Below are 18,807 nucleotides of genomic sequence, written 5' to 3' on the forward strand. Positions count from 1 at the left end.
CGCAAACGACGCGGCTGCGAAGAGGAAAAGCATAGGGACTGATATCAGGGCCGATCGTGGATCGGCGCTCGGCTCTTCCGCCTGAGCAGGCTGGATAGAGGGCGATTAACTATGATAGGCCGATAGCCACCCATCGCTTCAAGGTTGGGCCTCGGGTCGCGTCAATAGTCCAACCCATTACGTTTTGTCATGCGATTCATGATGACAAGTCGATTGCTGTGACTGGGTTGCCACCTTATATTTGCCCACGCCCGCTAGACGGGCTGCCAGTACAAACTCGTTCGAACCAGGATCAGTCCCAGGACGGAATGAAACGCAAACTCTACAATGGCCGCGATCCCGCCCGTGCTGTCGCTATCGCTGATCTCCGGGCAATGGCGCACCGGCGCCTTCCGCACTTCGCGTTGGAATACCTCGAGAGCGGCGCCGAAGACGAGCTTACCTCACGCCGCAATCGTGATGCTTTCGACGCGATTGAGTGGATACCCCGTACCTTGCGCGACGTATCGAAACGCGCCATGACGACTGTGCTTGGGGGCAGTCATTCGTCGGTTCCGATGGCTATCGGGCCGACCGGCTTCAATGGCATGCTGTGGCACGATGCCGACCTGGCCTTGGCAAGGGCGGCCGCTCGCCTGGGCGTGCCGTTCTGTCTCGCCACGCTGGCCAATGCGAGCATCGAGCGGATTGCTACGGCCACGCGTGAATGGCCGGACTCCAGCCGTTGGCTGCAACTTTATCTATTTCGCGACCGCCACTGCACGCTCGAATTACTACAGCGGGCACGTAGTGCAGGATTCTCCACGGTCGTGCTGACTACGGACGCGGTGGTCTATGGAAATAGAAATTGGGAAGCGCGCAACTACCGTGGGTTCAAACGGCCCGACTGGCGCAATGTGCTCAATACGGCCAGCCATTGGCACTGGCTTAAAAACGTTTATCTACCAGGTTTGCCGCGATTCGAAAATCTGGACAGCTTTATCGGAAAAAGGGCGAATGCACTGAAGGCGGCTGAATGGATTGAACAGCAGATGGACACGGCGTTGAACTGGAAGGATCTGGAGTGGTTGCGCGAGCGATGGGATGGCACGCTGATCGTAAAGGGCATCATGGCAGGGGATGACGCTCGCCAGGCCGTGCGATGCGGCGCGGATTCCATCGTGGTTAGCAACCACGGCGGTCGCCAACTGGACGGTGCTGCATCCAGCCTGTCAGCATTGGCCACGGTCAGCGAGGCTGTAGCGGGCAAAGCTGAAATCCTGCTCGATTCCGGCATCAGGCGCGGTATGGACGTACTCAAGGCTCGCCGTCTGGGGGCTCAAGGTGGACTGCTCGCGCGAGCGACCCTGTATGGCGTGGCGGCTGCCGGCGAAACGGGGGCGTTGCGTGCCTTGGAGATTCTGCGCGGCGAGGTTGACAACGGGCTAGCGCAACTGGGTTGTGCCAGTCTGGATGATGTCGCGCACGTCTCGCTGGCTTGATTGCGTCAGTATTCGCGCGTGATGGGCCCCCTTCTGGCTGGGTGGATAGCGCCCGCCTCGGCCGCCGTCAGAACACCCCGACGACCAACCGATACCGCACGCGGCTCATGTATTCGCGGTAGCGGCTGTCCTTCGAAAGCACGCGCTCCTCACGAACGATTCTACAAATCTGCACGCTGAAATGCATGGCGAGCACGATGACATTCTGAATTCCGAAGTTCGGCAGCAGGAAGCCGACATCCCTGATGAAATAACTCAGGTAGATCGGATGGCGCAGGATGCGGTAAGGCCCGCTCACAACAACGCCTCGATTCGCGGGCAGAAGCCCGAATGAGCGCCGCAGCGTGAGCTTTGCCCAGATTTGGATAACGATGCCGGTGATTTGCAATCCGGCGGCGACTGCTTCGGGAATGAGATGGGTGCCCGGCTCCATGCGAAAGGCGAGGTAGTAGAAAGTCCCGACAATAGCGAACGCCATGCTGAGGGGAGTCCAGTCCCGCTCGCGGGCAACGCGGGTGAACACAACCAACCCCATGTCCAGGACGGAGGTAAATGCGAAAAGTAACAACGTAATTCGCGAAGGGTTCTTTGCAAGCTGGACGATCGCGGCAGCGAGAAACGCGGAAAGCGCCGCTGCGGCACCGACACGCAGCGCAACTTCGATCGCCAGTTGTTTGGGCATCAGCCGTACGACGGGTGATGGAGCCGATAGGAGCGCCGGGTCATCGAAGCTGATCTCGACGTTGGACGAGCTTGCCGGCCCAATGGTTTCTGGTCTCATGCTTTACTCTGCCGTGACGTTGCGTGTCGGTGTCAGGGACGCTCTCGCGCACCCGTTCAACGAGTGCTTAAGGGTCCGGAAGTCCTACCGGAAGGTTGCTTCATCACCCGTTTGCCGCCTTCAGCGGTTCGGGTTTGTATCAGAACGTCTTAACGGCCACCCGCGTGTTTTCTTTAGGATCGTCCGCGCGACCGAACTGCTCGGCGTGCCGCGCCAGACGCTGTACGACAAGATTGTTCGCCACGGTATCGAGACGCGGGCGTTTCGCTGAACACGTGGCCCTCGGACCGCGAAATGGAAATTTTCCCGATTTCACGTGGCGCTCCGGACATGTGCGCGGAAGGCGAGAGCCGCTGGACATGCGCCCGGTTACGTTGGCCTACGGGCGCGCCACAGATGCCCGGTGTGTGTTCGCAACAAGGACGACGCAGACCGGAAGACCACGCGGCTGTCAGCAGAAAACGAACAAGAGGCTTTTTCATGTCTGGTGCAAAATTCAAACTTCTGCCGAGTCTTTGTCTTCTCGGCACTGCCGTGCTAAGCGCGCCGGCGTTCGCGCAATCCTCGGTGCAGCTGTACGGCCTGGTCGACGCGTTTGTCGGCTCCGTAAAAACCCTGGCGCTCATGCGGCCGTGGTGACTTAAGGCGGCGCACTGTCCACGTCTTATTGGGGACTTCGCGGTAAAGAGGATCTGGGCGGCGGCTATTCCACATTCTTCGTGATCGAGAGCTATTTCCAGCCTCAGAACGGCACGTCCGGCCGCTTCGCAACCGATAGTTTCTTTTCCCGCAACGCGTACCTCGGCGTGGCCACGCCGTATGGTTCCATTCGTGCGGGGCGGCTGACAACGCCTCTGTACATTTCCACGATCAACCTCAATCCGTTTGTTTCGATGGACAAGAAGATTTGCGCCGAGCTCGCGCAGTCCTGCAAGCGCATGGCGGCGCCCTATGAAAGCGTACCCAGCGGCGCGGGCCACGATGCGTCGCTGTGTGCAAATGCCGGCATTCCCAGCGGCATGTTGTTCATTCGTAACGAGAACGGCTCCCACAATCCGCACGAAGCGATGGACATCGACGATTTCATGCTTGGCGTGCGTGTACTTGCCGACACCATCGAGCATCTCTAACGAGTCCGCATCGGCCAAGGAACAGTCATGGTCCAGTCAATTACCGTTCGCCGCCCGGACGGCATGCATCTGCATCTGCGCGACGATGCAATGCTTCGTACGGTGCTGCCGTATTCGGTGCGCCAGTTCGGCCGGGCGATGGTGATGCCGAATCTCAAGCCCCCTGTCACGACCGTGGCAGCGGGGCGAGCCTATCGCCAACGTATTCTCGACGCATTGCCGGCGCCTGATCTCCTTTCCCAAGCTTCGGCACGACCTGGTGAGCGAAAGCCTGCGGCTTCTGCGTGAGCGCAATTGTCTGGAAGGCATCGACGCGATTGTCGGCGCGGAGTCCAGTGGCATAGCATTGGCCGCCTGGATCGCGGATACCTTGCAGTTGCCGCTGCAGTACGTGCGAAAGAAAGCCAAAGGGCTCGGCCCGTCGACGCAAATCGAAGGGGTGGTCGAAGCCGGCGATCGTGTGTTGCTGGTCGACGACCTGATGGCCGCGGGAGAATCGAAGCGTGAGTTCTGCCGCGCACTCAACGAAGTCGGCGCAACGATGAAACACATCTTCGTTATTTTCGACTACGGCGTGTTCCCGACTGCGGAAGTACTCGAACGATGGGGCGTGGCCATCCATTCGTTGGCTACCTGGCAAGACGTTCTGGTCGCTGCAAGAAGGGATGGGCTCGTCGGCGAACGCTCACTGAACGAACTTGAAACGTATCTCGAAGACCCTGTCGCCTGGTCTCACGCGCATGGCGGAATCGTCTGGACCCGACGTTGAGCCGCACGGGTAAAGCACGCCCGCAAGAAAGTTTTAGCCTGCATAGGAGCGTGCTTTAAAAAGGTCCACCGGGTCGTTCCCGTGAACGGCCGCGATCGGCTCGATGCCGGAGCGGGTGGGCACACTGACGTCGAACCGACGAGTCTCGACGGCTTGCGAAAGGCGCCGCAACGGGGTGTTCAGGGTCGCGCGCGAGAGTCCGCAAAGCTTGGATTCGGCTCAAGGCCTACAAGTGCTAAGCTTGTCCGGCACGCTATTCCTCGCACCTGAACCCGATCGGCGCAATTGCGCTCTTGCTCCGGAAATCGCAGTCGATGATCTATAGCGTTTCGTCACGCCACCGCAAAGTCGCGCATCTATGCCTGATCAGCACCGGGCTATTCTTGCTGCTTCCACAGTCTGCCGTGGCGCAGGGCTCGGTTACGCTTTACGGCTTACTCGATACAAGTCTCGAAGTTACGAACCCCGGTTCGGGATGGGCGGCACGCCTGGATTCCGGTGCGTACCGCGGTTCGCGTATCGGGCTGCGTGGCAGCGAGTCGCTCGGTGGCGACGTCCGGCTGGTCTTTGCGCTCGAAAGCGGTTTCAATAGTGCAAATGGCGCGCTGGAAACGCCCGGTACGCTTTTCAACCGACAGGCGTGGGTCGGCGTGCAGAACGGGTGGGGCGAAGTGCGGGTCGGCCGCCAATACTCGCCGCTGTATATTCCATTCAAAGGCGGCCTTGACGCCTTCGGCGCGGGCACCATCGGGTCCGGACTGAATAATCTGTCGAAGATCACGCCCTACGCCAACAACGCGTTCACCTACCTGTCGCCTGTGATAGCGGGATTCAGCGCCACAGCCATGGTCGCGATGCGCGATCCGTCGTTGAATGACGGCAACGGTATCGACGGTTATTACGCCACCTTCGAATATCAACTCGACGCCCTGAATGTGCGGTATGCGCGGCAGCAAACCCACGGTGCCGGCGCGCTGCGCGCCAATCTGGGCGGCGTCTCGTACGACTTCGGAAAACTACGCGGATGGCTTGCTTTTTTCAACGGCGATGGCGGCTCGCCGGCGTATCACGGTGCCGGCGGCTCGGCGTCGGCACAATACAGCTTGTCGACGCGGGCTCGGGCGTCCATCGGCTATGCGCGCGTTTTACGGCGTTCCTCCCCGGGAGGGAGTGCGAATCAGTTTAGCGCCGCGTTCGAATACGATGTGTCGCCCAAGGTGCTGCTTTACTTCGATACCGCTTATCTTTCCAATCGCGGCAACGCCGCTTTTACGTTACGCGGCGTCAACGTGACCGGTCTGCCCGCAGCCTATCCGGGAGCACCGGTGCGCGGCGCGCAGCTCGGCTTGATCGAGCGCTTCTAGCGCTCCATACCGGCTTGCCTGTAGCGAGTCGCGACCGGCGGAGAGCGGCCATGCGAGCAACCCGCGCCGGCGTTCGTTACTGGCCGGCCGTGTCGGCAGGCGCCACACGCCAAACGGCATTGCCAACGTCGTCGGCCACCAGCAATGCGCCCTTCCGGTCGATCGCGACGCCAACCGGTCTACCTTGCGCATGTCCATCGGCTGTGAGAAAGCCGGTCAGGAAATCTTCCGGCGCAGCGACGGGTTGCCCGTTCGCAAATGGCACGAACACGACCTTGTAGCCGCTATACGGCTTGCGATTCCACGAGCCATGCTGACCGACGAATGCGCCGCCCCAATAGTGTTTGGGAAATAGGCGCGCCGTGTAAAAGACCAGTCCGAGCGACGCCGTGTGATTACCCAGTGCGTAATCGGGGGCGATTGCTTGCGCAACCAGGTCCGGCCGCTGCGGCTTGACGCGAGTGTCGATGTGCTGGCCATAGTAGCTATAGGGAAAGCCGTAAAACGCTCCGTCACGTACGGCTGTCATGTAATCCGGCACAAGGTTGTTGCCCAGGTCGTCACGCTCGTTGACGGTCGTCCACAACGCTCCGCTCTCCGGTTGCCATGAGAGACCGTTTGCATTGCGCAAGCCGGTGGCGAAGGGGCGCAGATTTCCCGTCGCGACGTCGAACTCGAGAATCCGGGCACGGCCGTCTTCCGCGGCTATCCCGTTCTCGCCGGCGTTGCTGTTCGATCCCACCGTCACGTAGAGATGTTTGCCCTCGCGATCGGCGAGAATGTTTTTGGTCCAGTGATGATTGATCGGTCCGGCCGGCAGGTCCGCGACCTTCACGCCCGGGGAACTGAGCGTGGTTTCGCCTGTTCGATAAGGGAAGCGGAGCAGCGCGTCCGTGTCGGCAACATAAAGTTGGTCCCCGATTAGCGCCATGCCGAATGGGGAGTGAAGGTCTTTCAGAAACACCGTTTGTGTCGCTGCAACGCCACTGCCGTTCGTGTCGCGTAACAATACGATTCGATCCGGACTGGGCACGCCGGCCCCGGCAAGCTTCATCACCTGGCGCCTGACCCACCCGAACACGCCGCTTCCTTTGTCATGCTCCTTGGGCGCGTCGCTTTCCGCGACCAGCACGTCGCCATTCGGCAGCGTGTACAGCCAGCGCGGATGCGCCAGTCCTCGCGCGAATGCGGTGACAGTGAATCCTGTTGGTGCAGTGGGCATCGTGTCGGCCGCACGTTGTTTAACGGGCGCGATATTGACGGTTGGCACCAGAGACGACTGTGGAACCGGTAATGCCGGACTCGGGCCGAAGCCCGTATCGGTCGATGCTTGTGGGCCGAGCGCGCACGCAGCAAGCGGGAGTACCAGTAAGCCGATGATAAAAGCATGCACGCGCATGGGGTTTCCCAGTTTGAAGGTCGGTTGAATTCAACTCGTTGCAGCAATTTTCCTGCCTGCCTTCTTACAGTTTGAATCGCGGTGCTACTCGCGAACCCGTCGCCGAATGGCGTCGCGGCCACGGCATATCCCTTGCTGCTGCCAGAGAACGCCTCACCCACTTGACGTCAAGGAGACGCATATCATGAAGCTTTATTATTCGCCCGGCGCCTGCAGCCTCGCCGACCATATCGCCATGCACGAAGCCGGTATGTCCTTCGACCGGGTTCGTGTCGACCTGAAGACCAAGCTTACCGAGGCCGGACAGAAGTTTGAGGAAATCAATCCGAAGGGTTATGTTCCGACGCTCGAGATGGACGACGGTCAGATACTCACGGAAAACATCGCGATCCTTTCATGGATCGCGCAACGCAAGCCATCGCTCGCGCCGAAGGGGGAGTCGGGTGAGGTGCGGCTGCTCGAAATGCTTGCATTCATCTCGACTGAAATCCACAAGCAATTCGGCCGGGTCTTTAAACCGACGTCTGATGCAGAAGCCGCTGCAGCGCGTGAGAAGATCGGTCAGCGTTTTCAACTGATCGGCAGCATGATGAAGGGCGACTACCTGTTCGGCGACGAGGCGAGCGTGGCCGATGCCTATCTGTTCACCATGCTGCTCTGGGCGAACAAGGTCGGGCTCGAAGTGCCTAATCCGCTGGCGGATTTCGCCCAGCGCATGCGCACGCGGCCAGCCGTGCAGCTTGCCCTGAAACATGAAGGGCTGGAATGATCGAACAAGGCCCGGAAGGGCCTTTTGTTTGGTCGGCGCGGATTGAGTGGGGTTCGGTCCGCAATCTAACTTTTAGCCTGAACGGTTGACCGAAAACGGCTAGCGCTGATTTATAATCATCGAGCCGTTGGGAAACATCCAGCGGTCAGGTTTAGCAGCCTGTCGTTTTGGCCGCACACCCGCCTCGGCGGGTGGTGCGTTTGTTACTGCACGTCTATTTCAATGGGCGGGCCGTAGTGGGGGAGCCGCAAGGCTCGCCGGAATGCCAAAACGCCGGTCTGCTAACCCCGTTACGTGCCCGCTCACCCACCTTGCAAGCGAGTGTCGGGCGATCAAAGGACGTCTTTGGGAAATCGCACCATGAGTAAAACCGCTAAAAAATCTCAACCTGATTCACGCCCACCTGTCGATGCGCTCCAGTACGAAAAGCTCGCACTGTCTGCCTTTGATCTCTGCAACCGGCAGTTGAGCAACCTGGATACGCTAGTCAAACTTGCGGCATCGATATGTAGGAATCCTGCCGTCACGATCGATGAAAGGCGGAATCAACAAACCTTGCTGGAATTGCTGGTCACCACGGGCGAGGGGTATCAACAGGAACTTGCATGCGACCGCGAGCTGTACCAGGTGATCGCGCTCGACGCTAAAGGAATCGCTCAGGGCCGCATCACCGCGAGCCGGGCGGTGCGCCTTCTTGAAGAAGCAGCACAAGCAGCACAGGCAGCGCAAGAAACCCCGGACACCGAGCAGACTGCTCCGTGCAAACGGGTGGCCGCCGCAGACGAGCCGGGTGTGGAAGCGGACACTCAGCAGCCGGTTATCGTGCGGCACTAGTCCATCAAGCGCGGGCAACGGATCGCATCAACAATGGGCGCGATTTTTTGCGCCTTCTCATGCGACCTATGCCCGCGGTCACCGGGCGAGCATTCCCCGCCGCAACGGCTTCGTCAATCGCTCGCTATTGCCGCCGCCAGTTTGTACGCTGACGTACCGCTTGATTGTGATTGGACTGCTGGGGCTTTCCGGCAGCCACATTGCGACTCCGGTTGATCGGGATGACGAAACAGCCCCGCACGTGTTTTACGGCAGAGAGGGCTATTGGCCCAGGAGTAGGCCGACGCAGTAAAAAACGTATTTCCAGCGCACCGGAACCCGCCCGCGGGGGTCCGCGTACTACGCCAGCGGCGTCAGCGTGTAAACTGCTGACTTTTTGGCTCTGGTGGTATGGTGCAAGCCCCCCAGCGCACGGCCGTCAGCGGCCCGGCGCTCATTCGCTTACTGGCTCGCCTGACGGACGTCGACGTTGCCGAATCCAGCCAATCGCTCTCGGACCGGCTGAGCCAATGGCTCGGCTGGACCGACGCGATCGCGCTGTCCACGGCGCTGAACGGGAATCCGCCTGCGGTAGCCGCCGCCCCGCGTGCCAACGGCCACGCTGAAGAGAGCGAATGCGCCCGCGTCCGCACCGCGTTGGCGAATGCCATCGCCGGCGATAGCGTGTTCGCCGCCGCGAGGCGGCGCGGGCCTGCGCAAGCGCCTCCGCAGAGAGCCCCCGCAGAGGCGGCAATCGATTACGCGGTTTTTCGTCAGCGCTATCTCTCGCAGCAGCAGGCGATGGAGACGGCCATCGGCAACCTGCGCGGCCGCCTGCGGGGCATGCTGGCCGCCATGACGCCCGCCATGACCCGGCTCGCGGTGGTGGATGCCGTGATGGAGCGCGCGCTCAGCGAGCGCGAGCGAAGTCTGCTGGCCGCCGTGCCCGGCTTGCTCGCAGGGCACTTCGCGCGTTTGCGCCAGACCGAGCAGGACACGCTGGCCGACGCCCAAGCCTCCGGTGACGCCGCGCCGGTCACGCCCGGCGCCTGGCTGGACGTGTTCCGCAGGGATATGCAGAGCGTGTTGCTCGCCGAACTGGATGTTCGTTTACAACCGGTCGAAGGGTTGCTCGCCGCCCTTCGCACCCGCTAACTGGGACGCTATGTCCAGATATCTGAATCTTGTTGTGTTTTTGGCCGGTCTGGCCGCGGTGTGCTGGATCGGCGCCGGCTACGTCACCTCGAACCCGCTGGCGCTGGCGGTCACGATGTTGATTGGCGCCTGCTACCTGGCGGGCGCACTGGAGTTGCAACGCTACAACGAAGCCACTTCCACCATGACGCGCGCCGTCGCGGGCCTGTCCGGCACACCGCCCAGCCTGGGTGCCTGGCTGGGTCAATTGCATCCCAGCCTGCGCAATCCGGTGCGACTGCGCGTCGAAGGGCAGCGCGTGGCCCTCGCCGGCCCGGCGCTGACGCCGTATCTCGTCGGCTTGCTCGTGTTGCTGGGCATGCTGGGCACGCTCCTCGGCATGGTGGCGACCCTGAGGGGCACCGGAATGGCGCTGGAAAGCGCGACGGACTTGCAGGCGATCCGCGCGTCGTTGGCGGCCCCGGTCAAAGGGCTGGGATTTGCGTTCGGCACGTCGATCGCGGGCGTGGCCACATCCGCCATGCTGGGGCTGCTTTCCGCGTTGTGCCGGCGCGAGCGCATTCAGGCGGCGCAGATGCTCGACGTGAAGATCGCGACGACCTTGCGCATCTACTCGCAGACCCATCGGCGCGAGGAAACCTTCAAGCTGCTGCAGCGGCAGGCCGAGGTGATGCCCACGCTGGTCGATCGGCTGCAGACGATGATGGCGGCCATCGAGCAGCAGAGCCTGGCCTCGAACGAGCGGCAGATCGCCAGCCAGAAAGCTTTCCACGACAAGGCCGAGGCTGCCTTCAGCCGCCTCGCTTCCTCGGTGGAACAGTCGTTGAAGGCGAGCATCGCCGAGAGCACCCGCGCCGCCAGCGCGGCGCTGCAACCGGTCATGGCGGCCACCATGGCGGGTCTCGCGCGTGAGACGGCCTCGTTGCACGACACGGTCACGCACGCCGTGCAGCGGCAGTTGGATGGGCTGTCGAGCGGATTCGAGGCGACGACTACGACCGTCGCGGAAATCTGGAATAAAGCACTGGCGGGGCACCAGCGATCGAGCGAGGCGCTGACCCAGGACTTGCGCACCTCGTTGGATCGATTCAGCGAGGCCTTCGAACAACGCTCGGCCGGCCTGCTGGAAGGCGTCGCGACGCGCCTGGACGCCACGGCGGGCAGCGTGTCGGAAGCCTGGAAACAGGCGTTGTCGCGGCAAGAAAGTGTCAGCGAGAAACTGGCGGACCACAACCAGCAAGCTCTGGCCGCGGCCGCGGCGACCTTCGAGCAGCACTCGGCGTCGCTGCTACGCACCGTTGGTCAGTCGCATGCGGACTTGCAGGCGGAATTGGCCGCGCGGGATCAGCAACGGCTGGCGGCCTGGACCGAGACGCTCGGTTCAATGGCCGCTACGTTGAGCAAGGAGTGGGAGCAGACGGGTGCGCGCACCGCGAGCTGGCAGCAGGAGATTTGCGACACGCTGGCGCAGACCGCGCGCGATGTCTCGGCCCAGACACAGGCGCACGCCAGCGACACGATCACCGAGATCGCCCGGCTCGTGCAGGCCGCCTCGGAAGCCCCTAAGGCCGCAGCCGAAGTCGTCGCCGAATTGCGTCAGAAGCTTTCCGACAGCATGGTCCGCGACACCGCCATGCTGGAGGAGCGCAGCCGCCTGCTGGAAACGTTGGAAACCCTGCTCGATGCCGTGAACCATGCCTCCACCGAGCAGCGGTCAGCCGTCGACGCGCTGGTCGCCACCTCGGCGGACTTGCTGGATCGTGTCGGCACCCAGTTCACCGATAAGGTCGCGGCCGAAACCGGCAAGCTAGGCGCCGTTGCCGCGCAGGTCACGGGCAGCGCTGTCGAGGTGGCGAGCCTGGGTGAGGCATTCGGTGTCTCCGTCCAATTGTTCGGCGAGTCGAACGACAAGCTGGTAACCCATCTGCAACGCATCGAAGCCGCGCTCGACAAATCCCTCGCGCGCAGCGACGAACAGCTTGCCTATTACGTGGCGCAGGCGAGGGAAGTCATCGACCTGAGCATGAGGTCGCAGAAGCAGATCGTCGAAGACCTGCAACGGGTCGCCGGGCAGCGGGCGTCCGCTGGAGTTGAAGCGGCATGAGCGAGGAAATCGACGGCGGCGTGGAGACGACCGCGCCGATATGGCCGGTCTTCGGCGACCTGATGTCGGTGCTGCTGGGTGCGTTCGTGCTGATCCTGGTGGGCGTCATCGGCGTGCAGCTGGAGCTCTCGAGCAAACTGGACGAGGAGGTCAAGCAGCGTCAGATGGAAACGCAGCGTCGCAAGACGCTGGAGCAGGCGCTGGCCGGGCCGCTGGCGGCGGGCCGGGTGACGCTGGTCAACGGCCGCATCGGCATCAACGGCAGCGTGTTGTTCGCGCTGAACTCCGATCAATTGCAGCCCGAAGGCCGGGCCGTATTGAAGAGCCTGGCCGGGCCGCTGACCGCTTACCTCAAGGCCAATGACGAGATCCTGATGGTGAGCGGCTTTACCGATGACCGGCAAGTGCAAGGCGGCAACCGTCGCTTTGCCGACAACTGGGAGCTGTCGGCCCAGCGCGCGTTGACGGTGACCCGCACGTTGATTGCTGAAGGCGTTTCCTCCTCCTCGGTATTCGCCGCCGCGTTCGGCTCCCAGCAGCCCGTGAGCTCGAATGCCGACGACGGGGGACGAGCCAAAAACCGGCGCGTGGAAATAGCGCCAGTCCCGAGGCCCTCGACCGCAACGGCGAAGCCCCGTGATTAGCGGCGGCGGTGGTGTGACAGGTGATGGGGCAAGCGGAGCCCGGGCGACGCTCGACGCCTGGCGCGAGCGCGGCGCCGATCGTCTCGATCCCGTCCGCTTTCGTTTTATCGAGGCATTGGATCGACGGGCCGCCGGCCACAGCGGCGAGGCGCGACGTATCCTGGACGACCGGTTGTCCAAACTGCTTGAGGTCTATGCCGACGACCTCGATCGTGCTGCCTGCAAGGTTGCCGGTGCTGGTGTCGGTGCCGGCAGCGGGGCATCGCAAGGCGAGCCCGCTCGCGGAGCGCTTGCCGGACTGATCGATGACATCGCGCGCCGTGCGCCGGTGGAGGCAGAGGTGCCCGCAACGGGTCACACCATGCCCCCGGCTGTGGCGCGGCCGTCCTCCTATCCAGAGCTGGAGGTGCTCGATTACTTCAGGGAAATCTGGTCCAGGCTCAGTACCGAGCGACAGTTGCGGCAGTCGCTGAAGCAAGTGCCTGGGAATGCCGGTCCGCTCAACTCAAGTAGCCTCGTGCATCGGTCGCTCTCGCTGATGCGCGAGCTTTCGCCCGGATATCTCCAGCAGTTTCTGTCTTACGTCGACGCCTTGTCGTGGATGGAGCAGATGAACGGCGGCGCGCCGGAAGGTAAAGATGCGCCGCGCGCCGCGAGCGCCAGGAAGAGTGCGCGGAGCAAACCACGCTAGCGACGTAAGTGCGGATCTGTATTGCGTGGGCCACGTATGGCGAGCGGTTGCGAAGCGGGTGGCGTTTATTCGCCGTCCCAATAGCCCGCGCTTTTGCCGCTAAGGCCGATAGCTCTGAAGCCATCCGGGCCATCGATCATCGTCGAATATTTGCTGGAGTCCGGGTACTCGCAAATCTCCGGTGATTGCTGGGTGCTGATTGCCAGGTAGCGCAGTTCCTGATCGCCTGAATTCACGATCTGGTGTGCTGTCCTTGTGTCGCCGGCCGGGCAGGCGATCACATCGCCCGCGCGTATCGGATGACGCGTGTCACCGATCCGCACTTCGCCTTGTCCGCTCAACACGAAAAACATTTCTTCATTCACACGGTGATTGTGGAATGGGAACGCACGCTTTCCGGGTGCCAACGCGATGACGTTATAGCCCAGTTTAAGCGCACCCAGGCGACGCCCCAGCATGCCGATGCGTGGCTCGAAACGCGTCGCGGCATCGCCAGCCGGTGCGTATTCGGGCGGTAGCGGATGCAATTCGACGGAATCAATATTGATGATGCGAGTGCTCATGTGGACCTCGGTCTCAAGCGTTGGTTGACGGCAAAGCCGTAATGGCCGAGCCATTATAGGGCGCTCTCATGAATCGAAAATCGCTCCTTGCGCAGATATACTGTCAACAAAAATTTGACAATACACAGCGCGCTCCATGGTCAATTTCAATCGTCTCGTCAGCTTTGTTGCGATCATCAATGCCGGATCTTTCACCCGTGCGGCGCAGACGCTCGGTATCACGAAAGCGATGGTGAGCGCGGACCTGAAGCGGCTCGAAGCCGAACTGGGCGTGTCGCTCGTGGTCAGGACGACACGTCGTCTCGCCATGACCGAGGTGGGGGAGCGCTTTTATAGCGATTGTGTTCGTTTGATCGGCGAGGCCGACGTGGCGGTTCAGCAAGCTCGAGCCGGACAGGACGCGCTGACCGGAACGTTGCGCGTGACGTCGACGGCGGAGTACGGCTTGCGCTACGTCGTAGCCGCCATTGCCGAATTCAGCAGGATTCACCCGAAGTTGAAGGTCGAGTATTCGACATCGCAGCATCACGCCGACCTCATTGCCGAGCGGTTCGATCTTGCCGTTCGTCTCGGTGTCCTGCGCGATTCGACGCTACGCGCGGTGCCGATCCAGCAGTTCTGTGCAGTGCCGGTGGCGGCCCGCGCGTACATGGCGACAAGAGAGGAAGTCGTCACGCCGCGTGAGCTCGCGGTACTCGACTGGGTCGGACATGCCGGGTTCACTGCTCCCCTGACATGGACCGAGTCGCGAACCGGCAAGACAACGCAAACACCGAATTTTAAAGGCGTGCTCGAGGCGGATACCGCCGCTGCCGTGCTGGCCCTGGTCCTCGCGGGATGCGGCGCCGCGATCCTCCCCGACTGGCTTGTCGCGAACGATCTGCGTGAGCAGCGCTTGACCCGGCTCGTGCCGGACTATTCGCTGCCGCGACAGGGGGTCTACGTCGTGTTTCCGGATACGGCACACGTTCCCGCAAAAGTTCGGCGCTTTGTCGATTTCATGCGCGAGTTCCAGGCTCGAATCGAGTAAGCGCTTGATGAAGCTTGGACTCGGGTCGCGGCAGATGGAAGTCATGGAAAAAGTCGTGAAAGATGGGGCTGGCGGCGCGCCAATCTGTTTACCTATACTCCTCTCACTCTGAAGGCAGCCTGATCGCCGTAACCAAGACCAACAAAGACGGAGCTTCACATGCCTGTAGCCATGCGAAACGCGGCCTTCGTGCTGCTGACATGTTTCACGTTGGGCGCCAGTGCTTATGTGCAAGCCGGCTCCGGTTGCGATGAGGGATGCCACGCCCGCGGCCAGCTCCTCGATCATCGCGTCACGTTGCGGCTCAGCGCCGCGGCGTTTTCAAAATTGCTTGCGTCGAACGCGTCCGGCCAGCAACTCGAACAGATTGCCGGCGCACCGGCTTGTAGCGTGGAGATCGTCTACTTCCGCTACCGGACTGTCGGCGGTGCGGGCGAGCCCACCAACGCGAGCGGCGCATTGATGATTCCGGGCGGCCGTTCGGCAGCGTGTAGCGGCCCGCGTCCGCTGATGCTCTACGCGCACGGCACGACCGCGTACCGTAACTACAACATCGCCGATATCACGCAAACGGACCCGGGCAACGGCGACGGCGCAGGGGAAGGCATGAGCGTTGCCGCCATGTACGCGGCCCAGGGCTATATCGTGGTGGCGACAAACTACGCGGGCTATGCCGGCTCCGATCTCACGTATCACCCCTACCTGAACGCCGACCAGCAATCCGCCGATGTGATCGACTCGCTCCGGGCAGCGCGCATTGCACTGAGCGATGCGAAACCGGAAAGGAGAACGCGCGAAAACGGCAAGCTCTTCGTCACCGGCTATTCGCAAGGCGGCTTCGTGGCACTGGCGACGCATCGCGCGTTCCAGGCGGCGGGTGTCAAGGTAACGGCGTCCGCGCCGGGATCGGGTCCGTATGCGCTCGCCGCCACCGCCGACGCGCTCATCGAAGGTGAGGTGAATTTGGGCTCGACCCTGTTCACGACCTTGATCGTGACAGGCTATCAGCGCGCTTACGAGAACATCTACCGCAAGCCCGGTGATTTCTATGAAGCGGCCTACGCGCCGGGGATCGAGAAACTTCTGCCAAGCTTGCAGCCTCTCGATACGCTATTCGCGAAGGGGAAATTGCCCTCGACGCAACTCTTCAACAGCGTTCCTCCCGCGCCGCAATTCGCCTCGATGACGCCGCCGACTTCGCCGCCGCTCGCCCCGCCCACGCTGATACCATTGTTTGCCGCCGGGTTCGGCAATGCCAATCTCGTGCGCAACGCCTATCGGCTGAGCCTTCTGGAAGACGCTGCCGCCAATCCCGATGGGGCCTTCCCCAACACGACGGTTGCCATGACGCCCGCGGCGAATCCGACTCATCCGCTGCGCCAGGCATTCAAGCGCAATGACTTGCGCAACTGGCTTCCGCGTGCGCCGGTTCTGCTGTGCGGCGGCGGGTCCGATCCCACGGTGTTTTTCTTCAATGCACGCATCGAGCAGGCCTACTGGCTGAACGCGAAAGTACCGGCCGGGCTCACGTCCGTGCTGGATGTGGACTCGCCGATCTCCGGGCCCAATGATCCGTACGCGCCTATCAAGCAGGGTTTCGCGAGCGCGAAGTCGACGCTCGCCAGTCAGGCCGTGGCCGGCGGCGCGACCGACGGGGGCGCCTCCGCCGTGCTTCAGGCTTATCACGGCGAACTTGTCGCGTCGTTCTGCATGGTCGCCGCTCGGGCCTTCTTCGCCAACTTCTGAGCAGGCGCGGCAAGATTCGAAGCACCGCCGCGCGCGCTAGCCTTTACGGCGTAGGGCTATGATTCCGCTCGAGATGATCGACTAGCATGCGCGCGGGCATCGGCAACGTGTCGAAATTGCGCGCGACGATCACCAGCGGCCTGAGCGACCACGGTTCGTCCAGTTCGACCACGCAAAACCGCGCCGAATTGACATACGGCCGCACGCTGTCTTCGGGCAACACGCCGATGCCCAGACCCGCGCTGACCATGTTGCGCACGCCCTCGAAGCTTGTCACCTCGATTCGCACGCGCAGACGTCTGCCGTGGCGCTCGGCCGACGCCCGGCACAGCTTCGAAATCGACGTGCCGTGCTGCATGCTGACGATGTCTTCGTCGAGCGCTTCTGAGAAGTTCACGCTCTTACGCTCGGCCAGCCGATGATCCGATGGCACGAGCAGCACGAGTTTGTCGGTGCTGTACAGATGCCATTGCAGATCGCCGAGCGAGTCCTCGGTGGCCGAGCAAATGCCGAGATCGGCCACGCCGCTCGCGATCGCCTGCACCACTTCGTCGCTCGACTTCTCGACCATGTCGATCCGCACTTCCGGATTCGCCCGCAAAAACGAATGCAACGCGCCGGGCAGATACTGAACCATCGCGGTGAAGTTGACGTAGATCCGCGTATGGCCGCGCAGGCCTTCCGAGTATTCGGACAGTTCGTCGGAAATCTGCTGCAGATGTTCGATCAGGCGCTTGGCATGGTGGTAAAGCGCGTCTCCCGCAGGCGTGGCCTGCACGCCGCGGCTATGGCGATAGAGGAGCGGCGTGCCGGCGTCGCTTTCGAGATCCGACACCCGCTTGCTCACCGCCGACGCCACGAGGTGCGTGCGCGCCGACGCTGCCGCAAGGCTGCCTTCCTCGATCACGGCCACAAAAATGCGCAGCGATTCCATGTCGAAGCGCAACGGCCGGTCTGCTGAAACACGCATTTTTGCGCTCACCATGGGGTTTTCCCCTATCTATCGGGTTGCAACCATCGCGATCGACGATGCCTGCAGTGAACATTGAGAAGTTTTCAAAACGCCCGGCTATCCGCATGCTAGAGGCGTTACAGCACCCAAAGGTGCAGCGGGATCAAGCGGTACACGGTGCACGAAGCATCGTGATTCACGATTTTAGTCGAGGCGGCGAATTTTGCTTCGATGTGTATTTCCGCAAGACACGTCATTCCTCTTCACAGGGACCAGGAACCGCATTAATGAGCGCAACACTTTTCTCTCCGTTCGAACTCGGCTCGCTCAAGCTGGAGAACCGCATCGTCATTAGTCCGATGTGCCAGTACAGCGCGGTGAACGGCTCGGCCAGCGCGTGGCATCGCACCCATATCGGCAATCTGTCGCTGAGCGGCGCGAGCCTGATGCTGCTCGAAGCAACCGCGGTGGAAGCGGCCGGCCGCATCACGCCGTATTGCCTCGGCCTCTATTCCGATGCTAACGAACAGGCCCTCGCGAGCGTTCTTGAAGAAGTTCGGCAGTTCAGCGATATGCCGATCGGCATCCAGTTGTGTCACGCGGGACGCAAGTCGTCGAGCGAACCGCCGTGGCGCGGCGGCTCGCAGATCGCGCTGGAGGACGGTGGCTGGCGTGCTTGCGGCCCGTCCGCGCGGTCCCAGTCCGACGGCGAAGTGCCGCCGATCGAACTCGATCGCGACGGCATGACGCGCATCCGCGATGCGTTTGTCGACAGCGCGCGGCGTGCCGAGCGGCTCGGCCTCGCGGCGATTGAATTGCACTTCGCACACGGTTATCTGCTGCATCAGTTCCTGTCGCCGGTCGCCAATCAGCGTACCGACGAATATGGCGGCACGCTCGACAACCGCATGCGTTTTCCGCTCGACATCTACGACGCCGTGCGCGCCGTCTGGCCCGCCGGCAAGCCGCTCGGCGTGCGCGTCTCGGCGACCGACTGGGTAGAGGACGGCTGGGACATCGAGCAGACCATCGAACTGGCGCGTCGTCTGAAAGCGCGTGGCTGCGACTGGATCGACGTGTCGACGGGGGGCGTTTCTCCGCTGCAGAAAATCCCGGTCGGGCCGCACTATCAGATTCCATTTGCCCGCGCGGTGCGCGAAGCGACCGGGATGAAGACGATCGGCGTCGGCCTCATTACGGATGCCGTCGAAGCCGACAAGGTGATCCGCGACGGCGACGCCGATCTGATCGCGTTGGCGCGTGCCGTGTTGTGGGATCCCCGCTGGCCTTGGCACGCCGCTGCCGCATTAGGCGCGACCGTCAAGGCGCCGCCGCAATACTGGCGCTGCGAACCGCGCGGGGCGGGACGCGTGTTCGACGGTGCGGCGTTCGGGCAACGCTAGCCTTTTTCTCAAG

Annotated in this window: 16 protein-coding genes and 3 pseudogenes; 15 read left to right on the forward strand and 4 right to left on the reverse strand. The window is 62.2% G+C overall.

Annotated features, from left to right (window positions below):
- The first annotated feature begins 308 nt into the window (after positions 1–308).
- Entirely contained in the window at positions 309–1,481 is a 1,173-nt protein-coding gene (locus ACAX43_RS02910; RefSeq protein WP_370706904.1) for an alpha-hydroxy acid oxidase, read from the forward strand.
- Between the two features lie 67 nt (positions 1,482–1,548).
- Here the strand turns inward: ACAX43_RS02910 and ACAX43_RS02915 are convergent, their stop codons facing one another.
- Positions 1,549–2,262 (reverse strand): isoprenylcysteine carboxylmethyltransferase family protein, encoded by a 714-nt coding sequence (locus tag ACAX43_RS02915; protein ID WP_370706905.1) that lies wholly within the window; start codon positions 2,260–2,262, stop codon positions 1,549–1,551.
- A gap of 480 nt (positions 2,263–2,742) precedes the next feature.
- On the opposite strand from ACAX43_RS02915, the pseudogene ACAX43_RS02920 reads away from it, so the two are divergent.
- The 5 genes and pseudogenes from ACAX43_RS02920 to ACAX43_RS02940 all read left to right on the forward strand — a co-directional run.
- Positions 2,743–3,152, forward strand: a pseudogene (locus ACAX43_RS02920) (porin); the annotation flags it as partial.
- Between the two features lie 3 nt (positions 3,153–3,155).
- Positions 3,156–3,392: pseudogene (locus ACAX43_RS02925) on the forward strand (M20/M25/M40 family metallo-hydrolase); the annotation flags it as partial.
- Between the two features lie 27 nt (positions 3,393–3,419).
- Positions 3,420–3,617, forward strand: a pseudogene (locus ACAX43_RS02930) (dihydroorotase); the annotation flags it as partial.
- A gap of 34 nt (positions 3,618–3,651) precedes the next feature.
- Positions 3,652–4,161 (forward strand): orotate phosphoribosyltransferase, encoded by a 510-nt coding sequence (locus ACAX43_RS02935; protein ID WP_370706906.1) that lies wholly within the window; start codon positions 3,652–3,654, stop codon positions 4,159–4,161.
- A 314-nt stretch (positions 4,162–4,475) separates the two neighbouring features.
- Positions 4,476–5,525 carry a porin gene (locus tag ACAX43_RS02940; protein WP_370706907.1) on the forward strand — a complete coding sequence of 350 codons (1,050 nt, stop codon included), beginning with the start codon at positions 4,476–4,478 and terminating at the stop codon, positions 5,523–5,525.
- 76 nt (positions 5,526–5,601) lie between these two features.
- On the opposite strand, the gene ACAX43_RS02945 is transcribed toward ACAX43_RS02940, so the two are convergent.
- Positions 5,602–6,924 (reverse strand): sorbosone dehydrogenase family protein, encoded by a 1,323-nt coding sequence (locus ACAX43_RS02945; RefSeq protein ID WP_370706908.1) that lies wholly within the window; start codon positions 6,922–6,924, stop codon positions 5,602–5,604.
- A 184-nt stretch (positions 6,925–7,108) separates the two neighbouring features.
- Between ACAX43_RS02945 and ACAX43_RS02950 the strand changes: the two genes are divergently transcribed.
- The 6 genes from ACAX43_RS02950 to ACAX43_RS02975 all read left to right on the forward strand — a co-directional run bounded on the left by ACAX43_RS02950 (position 7,109) and on the right by ACAX43_RS02975 (position 13,100).
- Positions 7,109–7,693: a glutathione binding-like protein gene (locus ACAX43_RS02950; RefSeq protein ID WP_370706909.1), complete on the forward strand. Its 585-nt coding sequence runs from the start codon at positions 7,109–7,111 to the stop codon at positions 7,691–7,693.
- Positions 7,694–8,053: 360 nt separating this feature from the next.
- Positions 8,054–8,527: a hypothetical protein gene (locus ACAX43_RS02955; RefSeq protein ID WP_370706910.1), complete on the forward strand. Its 474-nt coding sequence runs from the start codon at positions 8,054–8,056 to the stop codon at positions 8,525–8,527.
- 390 nt (positions 8,528–8,917) lie between these two features.
- Entirely contained in the window at positions 8,918–9,661 is a 744-nt protein-coding gene (locus ACAX43_RS02960) for a DUF3348 domain-containing protein (RefSeq protein ID WP_370706911.1), read from the forward strand.
- A gap of 10 nt (positions 9,662–9,671) precedes the next feature.
- A complete protein-coding gene (locus tag ACAX43_RS02965) occupies positions 9,672–11,765 on the forward strand; it encodes a DUF802 domain-containing protein (protein ID WP_370706912.1) in 2,094 nt (697 codons plus the stop codon).
- A complete protein-coding gene (locus ACAX43_RS02970; protein WP_370706913.1) occupies positions 11,762–12,409 on the forward strand; it encodes an OmpA family protein in 648 nt (215 codons plus the stop codon). Before ACAX43_RS02965 ends, ACAX43_RS02970 begins: the two co-directional genes overlap by 4 nt.
- The gene (locus ACAX43_RS02975; RefSeq protein ID WP_370706914.1) at positions 12,402–13,100 is read left to right on the forward strand and encodes a DUF2894 domain-containing protein; all 699 of its coding nucleotides are present in this window, start codon (positions 12,402–12,404) and stop codon (positions 13,098–13,100) included. Before ACAX43_RS02970 ends, ACAX43_RS02975 begins: the two co-directional genes overlap by 8 nt.
- Positions 13,101–13,165: 65 nt before the next feature.
- Here the strand turns inward: ACAX43_RS02975 and ACAX43_RS02980 are convergent, their stop codons facing one another.
- A complete protein-coding gene (locus ACAX43_RS02980) occupies positions 13,166–13,663 on the reverse strand; it encodes a cupin domain-containing protein (protein WP_370706915.1) in 498 nt (165 codons plus the stop codon).
- A gap of 136 nt (positions 13,664–13,799) precedes the next feature.
- On the opposite strand from ACAX43_RS02980, the gene ACAX43_RS02985 reads away from it, so the two are divergent.
- Positions 13,800–14,693: a LysR family transcriptional regulator gene (locus ACAX43_RS02985; protein WP_370706916.1), complete on the forward strand. Its 894-nt coding sequence runs from the start codon at positions 13,800–13,802 to the stop codon at positions 14,691–14,693.
- A 159-nt stretch (positions 14,694–14,852) separates the two neighbouring features.
- Positions 14,853–16,439, forward strand: coding sequence for an alpha/beta hydrolase family protein (locus ACAX43_RS02990; protein ID WP_370706917.1), 1,587 nt, complete (start codon positions 14,853–14,855; stop codon positions 16,437–16,439).
- Between the two features lie 43 nt (positions 16,440–16,482).
- Here the strand turns inward: ACAX43_RS02990 and ACAX43_RS02995 are convergent, their stop codons facing one another.
- Complete coding sequence (locus ACAX43_RS02995; protein WP_370706918.1) at positions 16,483–17,409, reverse strand: LysR family transcriptional regulator; 927 nt, start codon at positions 17,407–17,409, stop codon at positions 16,483–16,485.
- Between the two features lie 269 nt (positions 17,410–17,678).
- Here ACAX43_RS02995 and ACAX43_RS03000 point away from each other — a divergent pair, with 269 nt between their 5' ends.
- A complete protein-coding gene (locus ACAX43_RS03000) occupies positions 17,679–18,794 on the forward strand; it encodes an NADH:flavin oxidoreductase/NADH oxidase (protein WP_370706919.1) in 1,116 nt (371 codons plus the stop codon).
- Positions 18,795–18,807: the final 13 nt, after the last annotated feature.

It is taken from the genome of Paraburkholderia sp. IW21, assembly GCF_041321145.1.
Taxonomy (GTDB): domain Bacteria; phylum Pseudomonadota; class Gammaproteobacteria; order Burkholderiales; family Burkholderiaceae; genus Paraburkholderia.

Excerpts from the sequence above, each read along its gene's own strand:
- ACAX43_RS02910 (WP_370706904.1), top strand. The coding sequence starts at position 309 with ATGAAACGCAAACTCTACAATGGCCGCGATCCCGCCCGTGCTGTCGCT.
- ACAX43_RS02915 (WP_370706905.1), bottom strand. The coding sequence starts at position 2,262 with ATGAGACCAGAAACCATTGGGCCGGCAAGCTCGTCCAACGTCGAGATC.
- ACAX43_RS02940 (WP_370706907.1), top strand. The coding sequence starts at position 4,476 with ATGATCTATAGCGTTTCGTCACGCCACCGCAAAGTCGCGCATCTATGC.
- ACAX43_RS02945 (WP_370706908.1), bottom strand. The coding sequence starts at position 6,924 with ATGCGCGTGCATGCTTTTATCATCGGCTTACTGGTACTCCCGCTTGCT.
- ACAX43_RS02950 (WP_370706909.1), top strand. The coding sequence starts at position 7,109 with ATGAAGCTTTATTATTCGCCCGGCGCCTGCAGCCTCGCCGACCATATC.
- ACAX43_RS02955 (WP_370706910.1), top strand. The coding sequence starts at position 8,054 with ATGAGTAAAACCGCTAAAAAATCTCAACCTGATTCACGCCCACCTGTC.
- ACAX43_RS02960 (WP_370706911.1), top strand. The coding sequence starts at position 8,918 with ATGGTGCAAGCCCCCCAGCGCACGGCCGTCAGCGGCCCGGCGCTCATT.
- ACAX43_RS02965 (WP_370706912.1), top strand. The coding sequence starts at position 9,672 with ATGTCCAGATATCTGAATCTTGTTGTGTTTTTGGCCGGTCTGGCCGCG.
- ACAX43_RS02970 (WP_370706913.1), top strand. The coding sequence starts at position 11,762 with ATGAGCGAGGAAATCGACGGCGGCGTGGAGACGACCGCGCCGATATGG.
- ACAX43_RS02980 (WP_370706915.1), bottom strand. The coding sequence starts at position 13,663 with ATGAGCACTCGCATCATCAATATTGATTCCGTCGAATTGCATCCGCTA.
- ACAX43_RS02985 (WP_370706916.1), top strand. The coding sequence starts at position 13,800 with ATGGTCAATTTCAATCGTCTCGTCAGCTTTGTTGCGATCATCAATGCC.
- ACAX43_RS02990 (WP_370706917.1), top strand. The coding sequence starts at position 14,853 with ATGCCTGTAGCCATGCGAAACGCGGCCTTCGTGCTGCTGACATGTTTC.
- ACAX43_RS02995 (WP_370706918.1), bottom strand. The coding sequence starts at position 17,409 with ATGCGTGTTTCAGCAGACCGGCCGTTGCGCTTCGACATGGAATCGCTG.
- ACAX43_RS03000 (WP_370706919.1), top strand. The coding sequence starts at position 17,679 with ATGAGCGCAACACTTTTCTCTCCGTTCGAACTCGGCTCGCTCAAGCTG.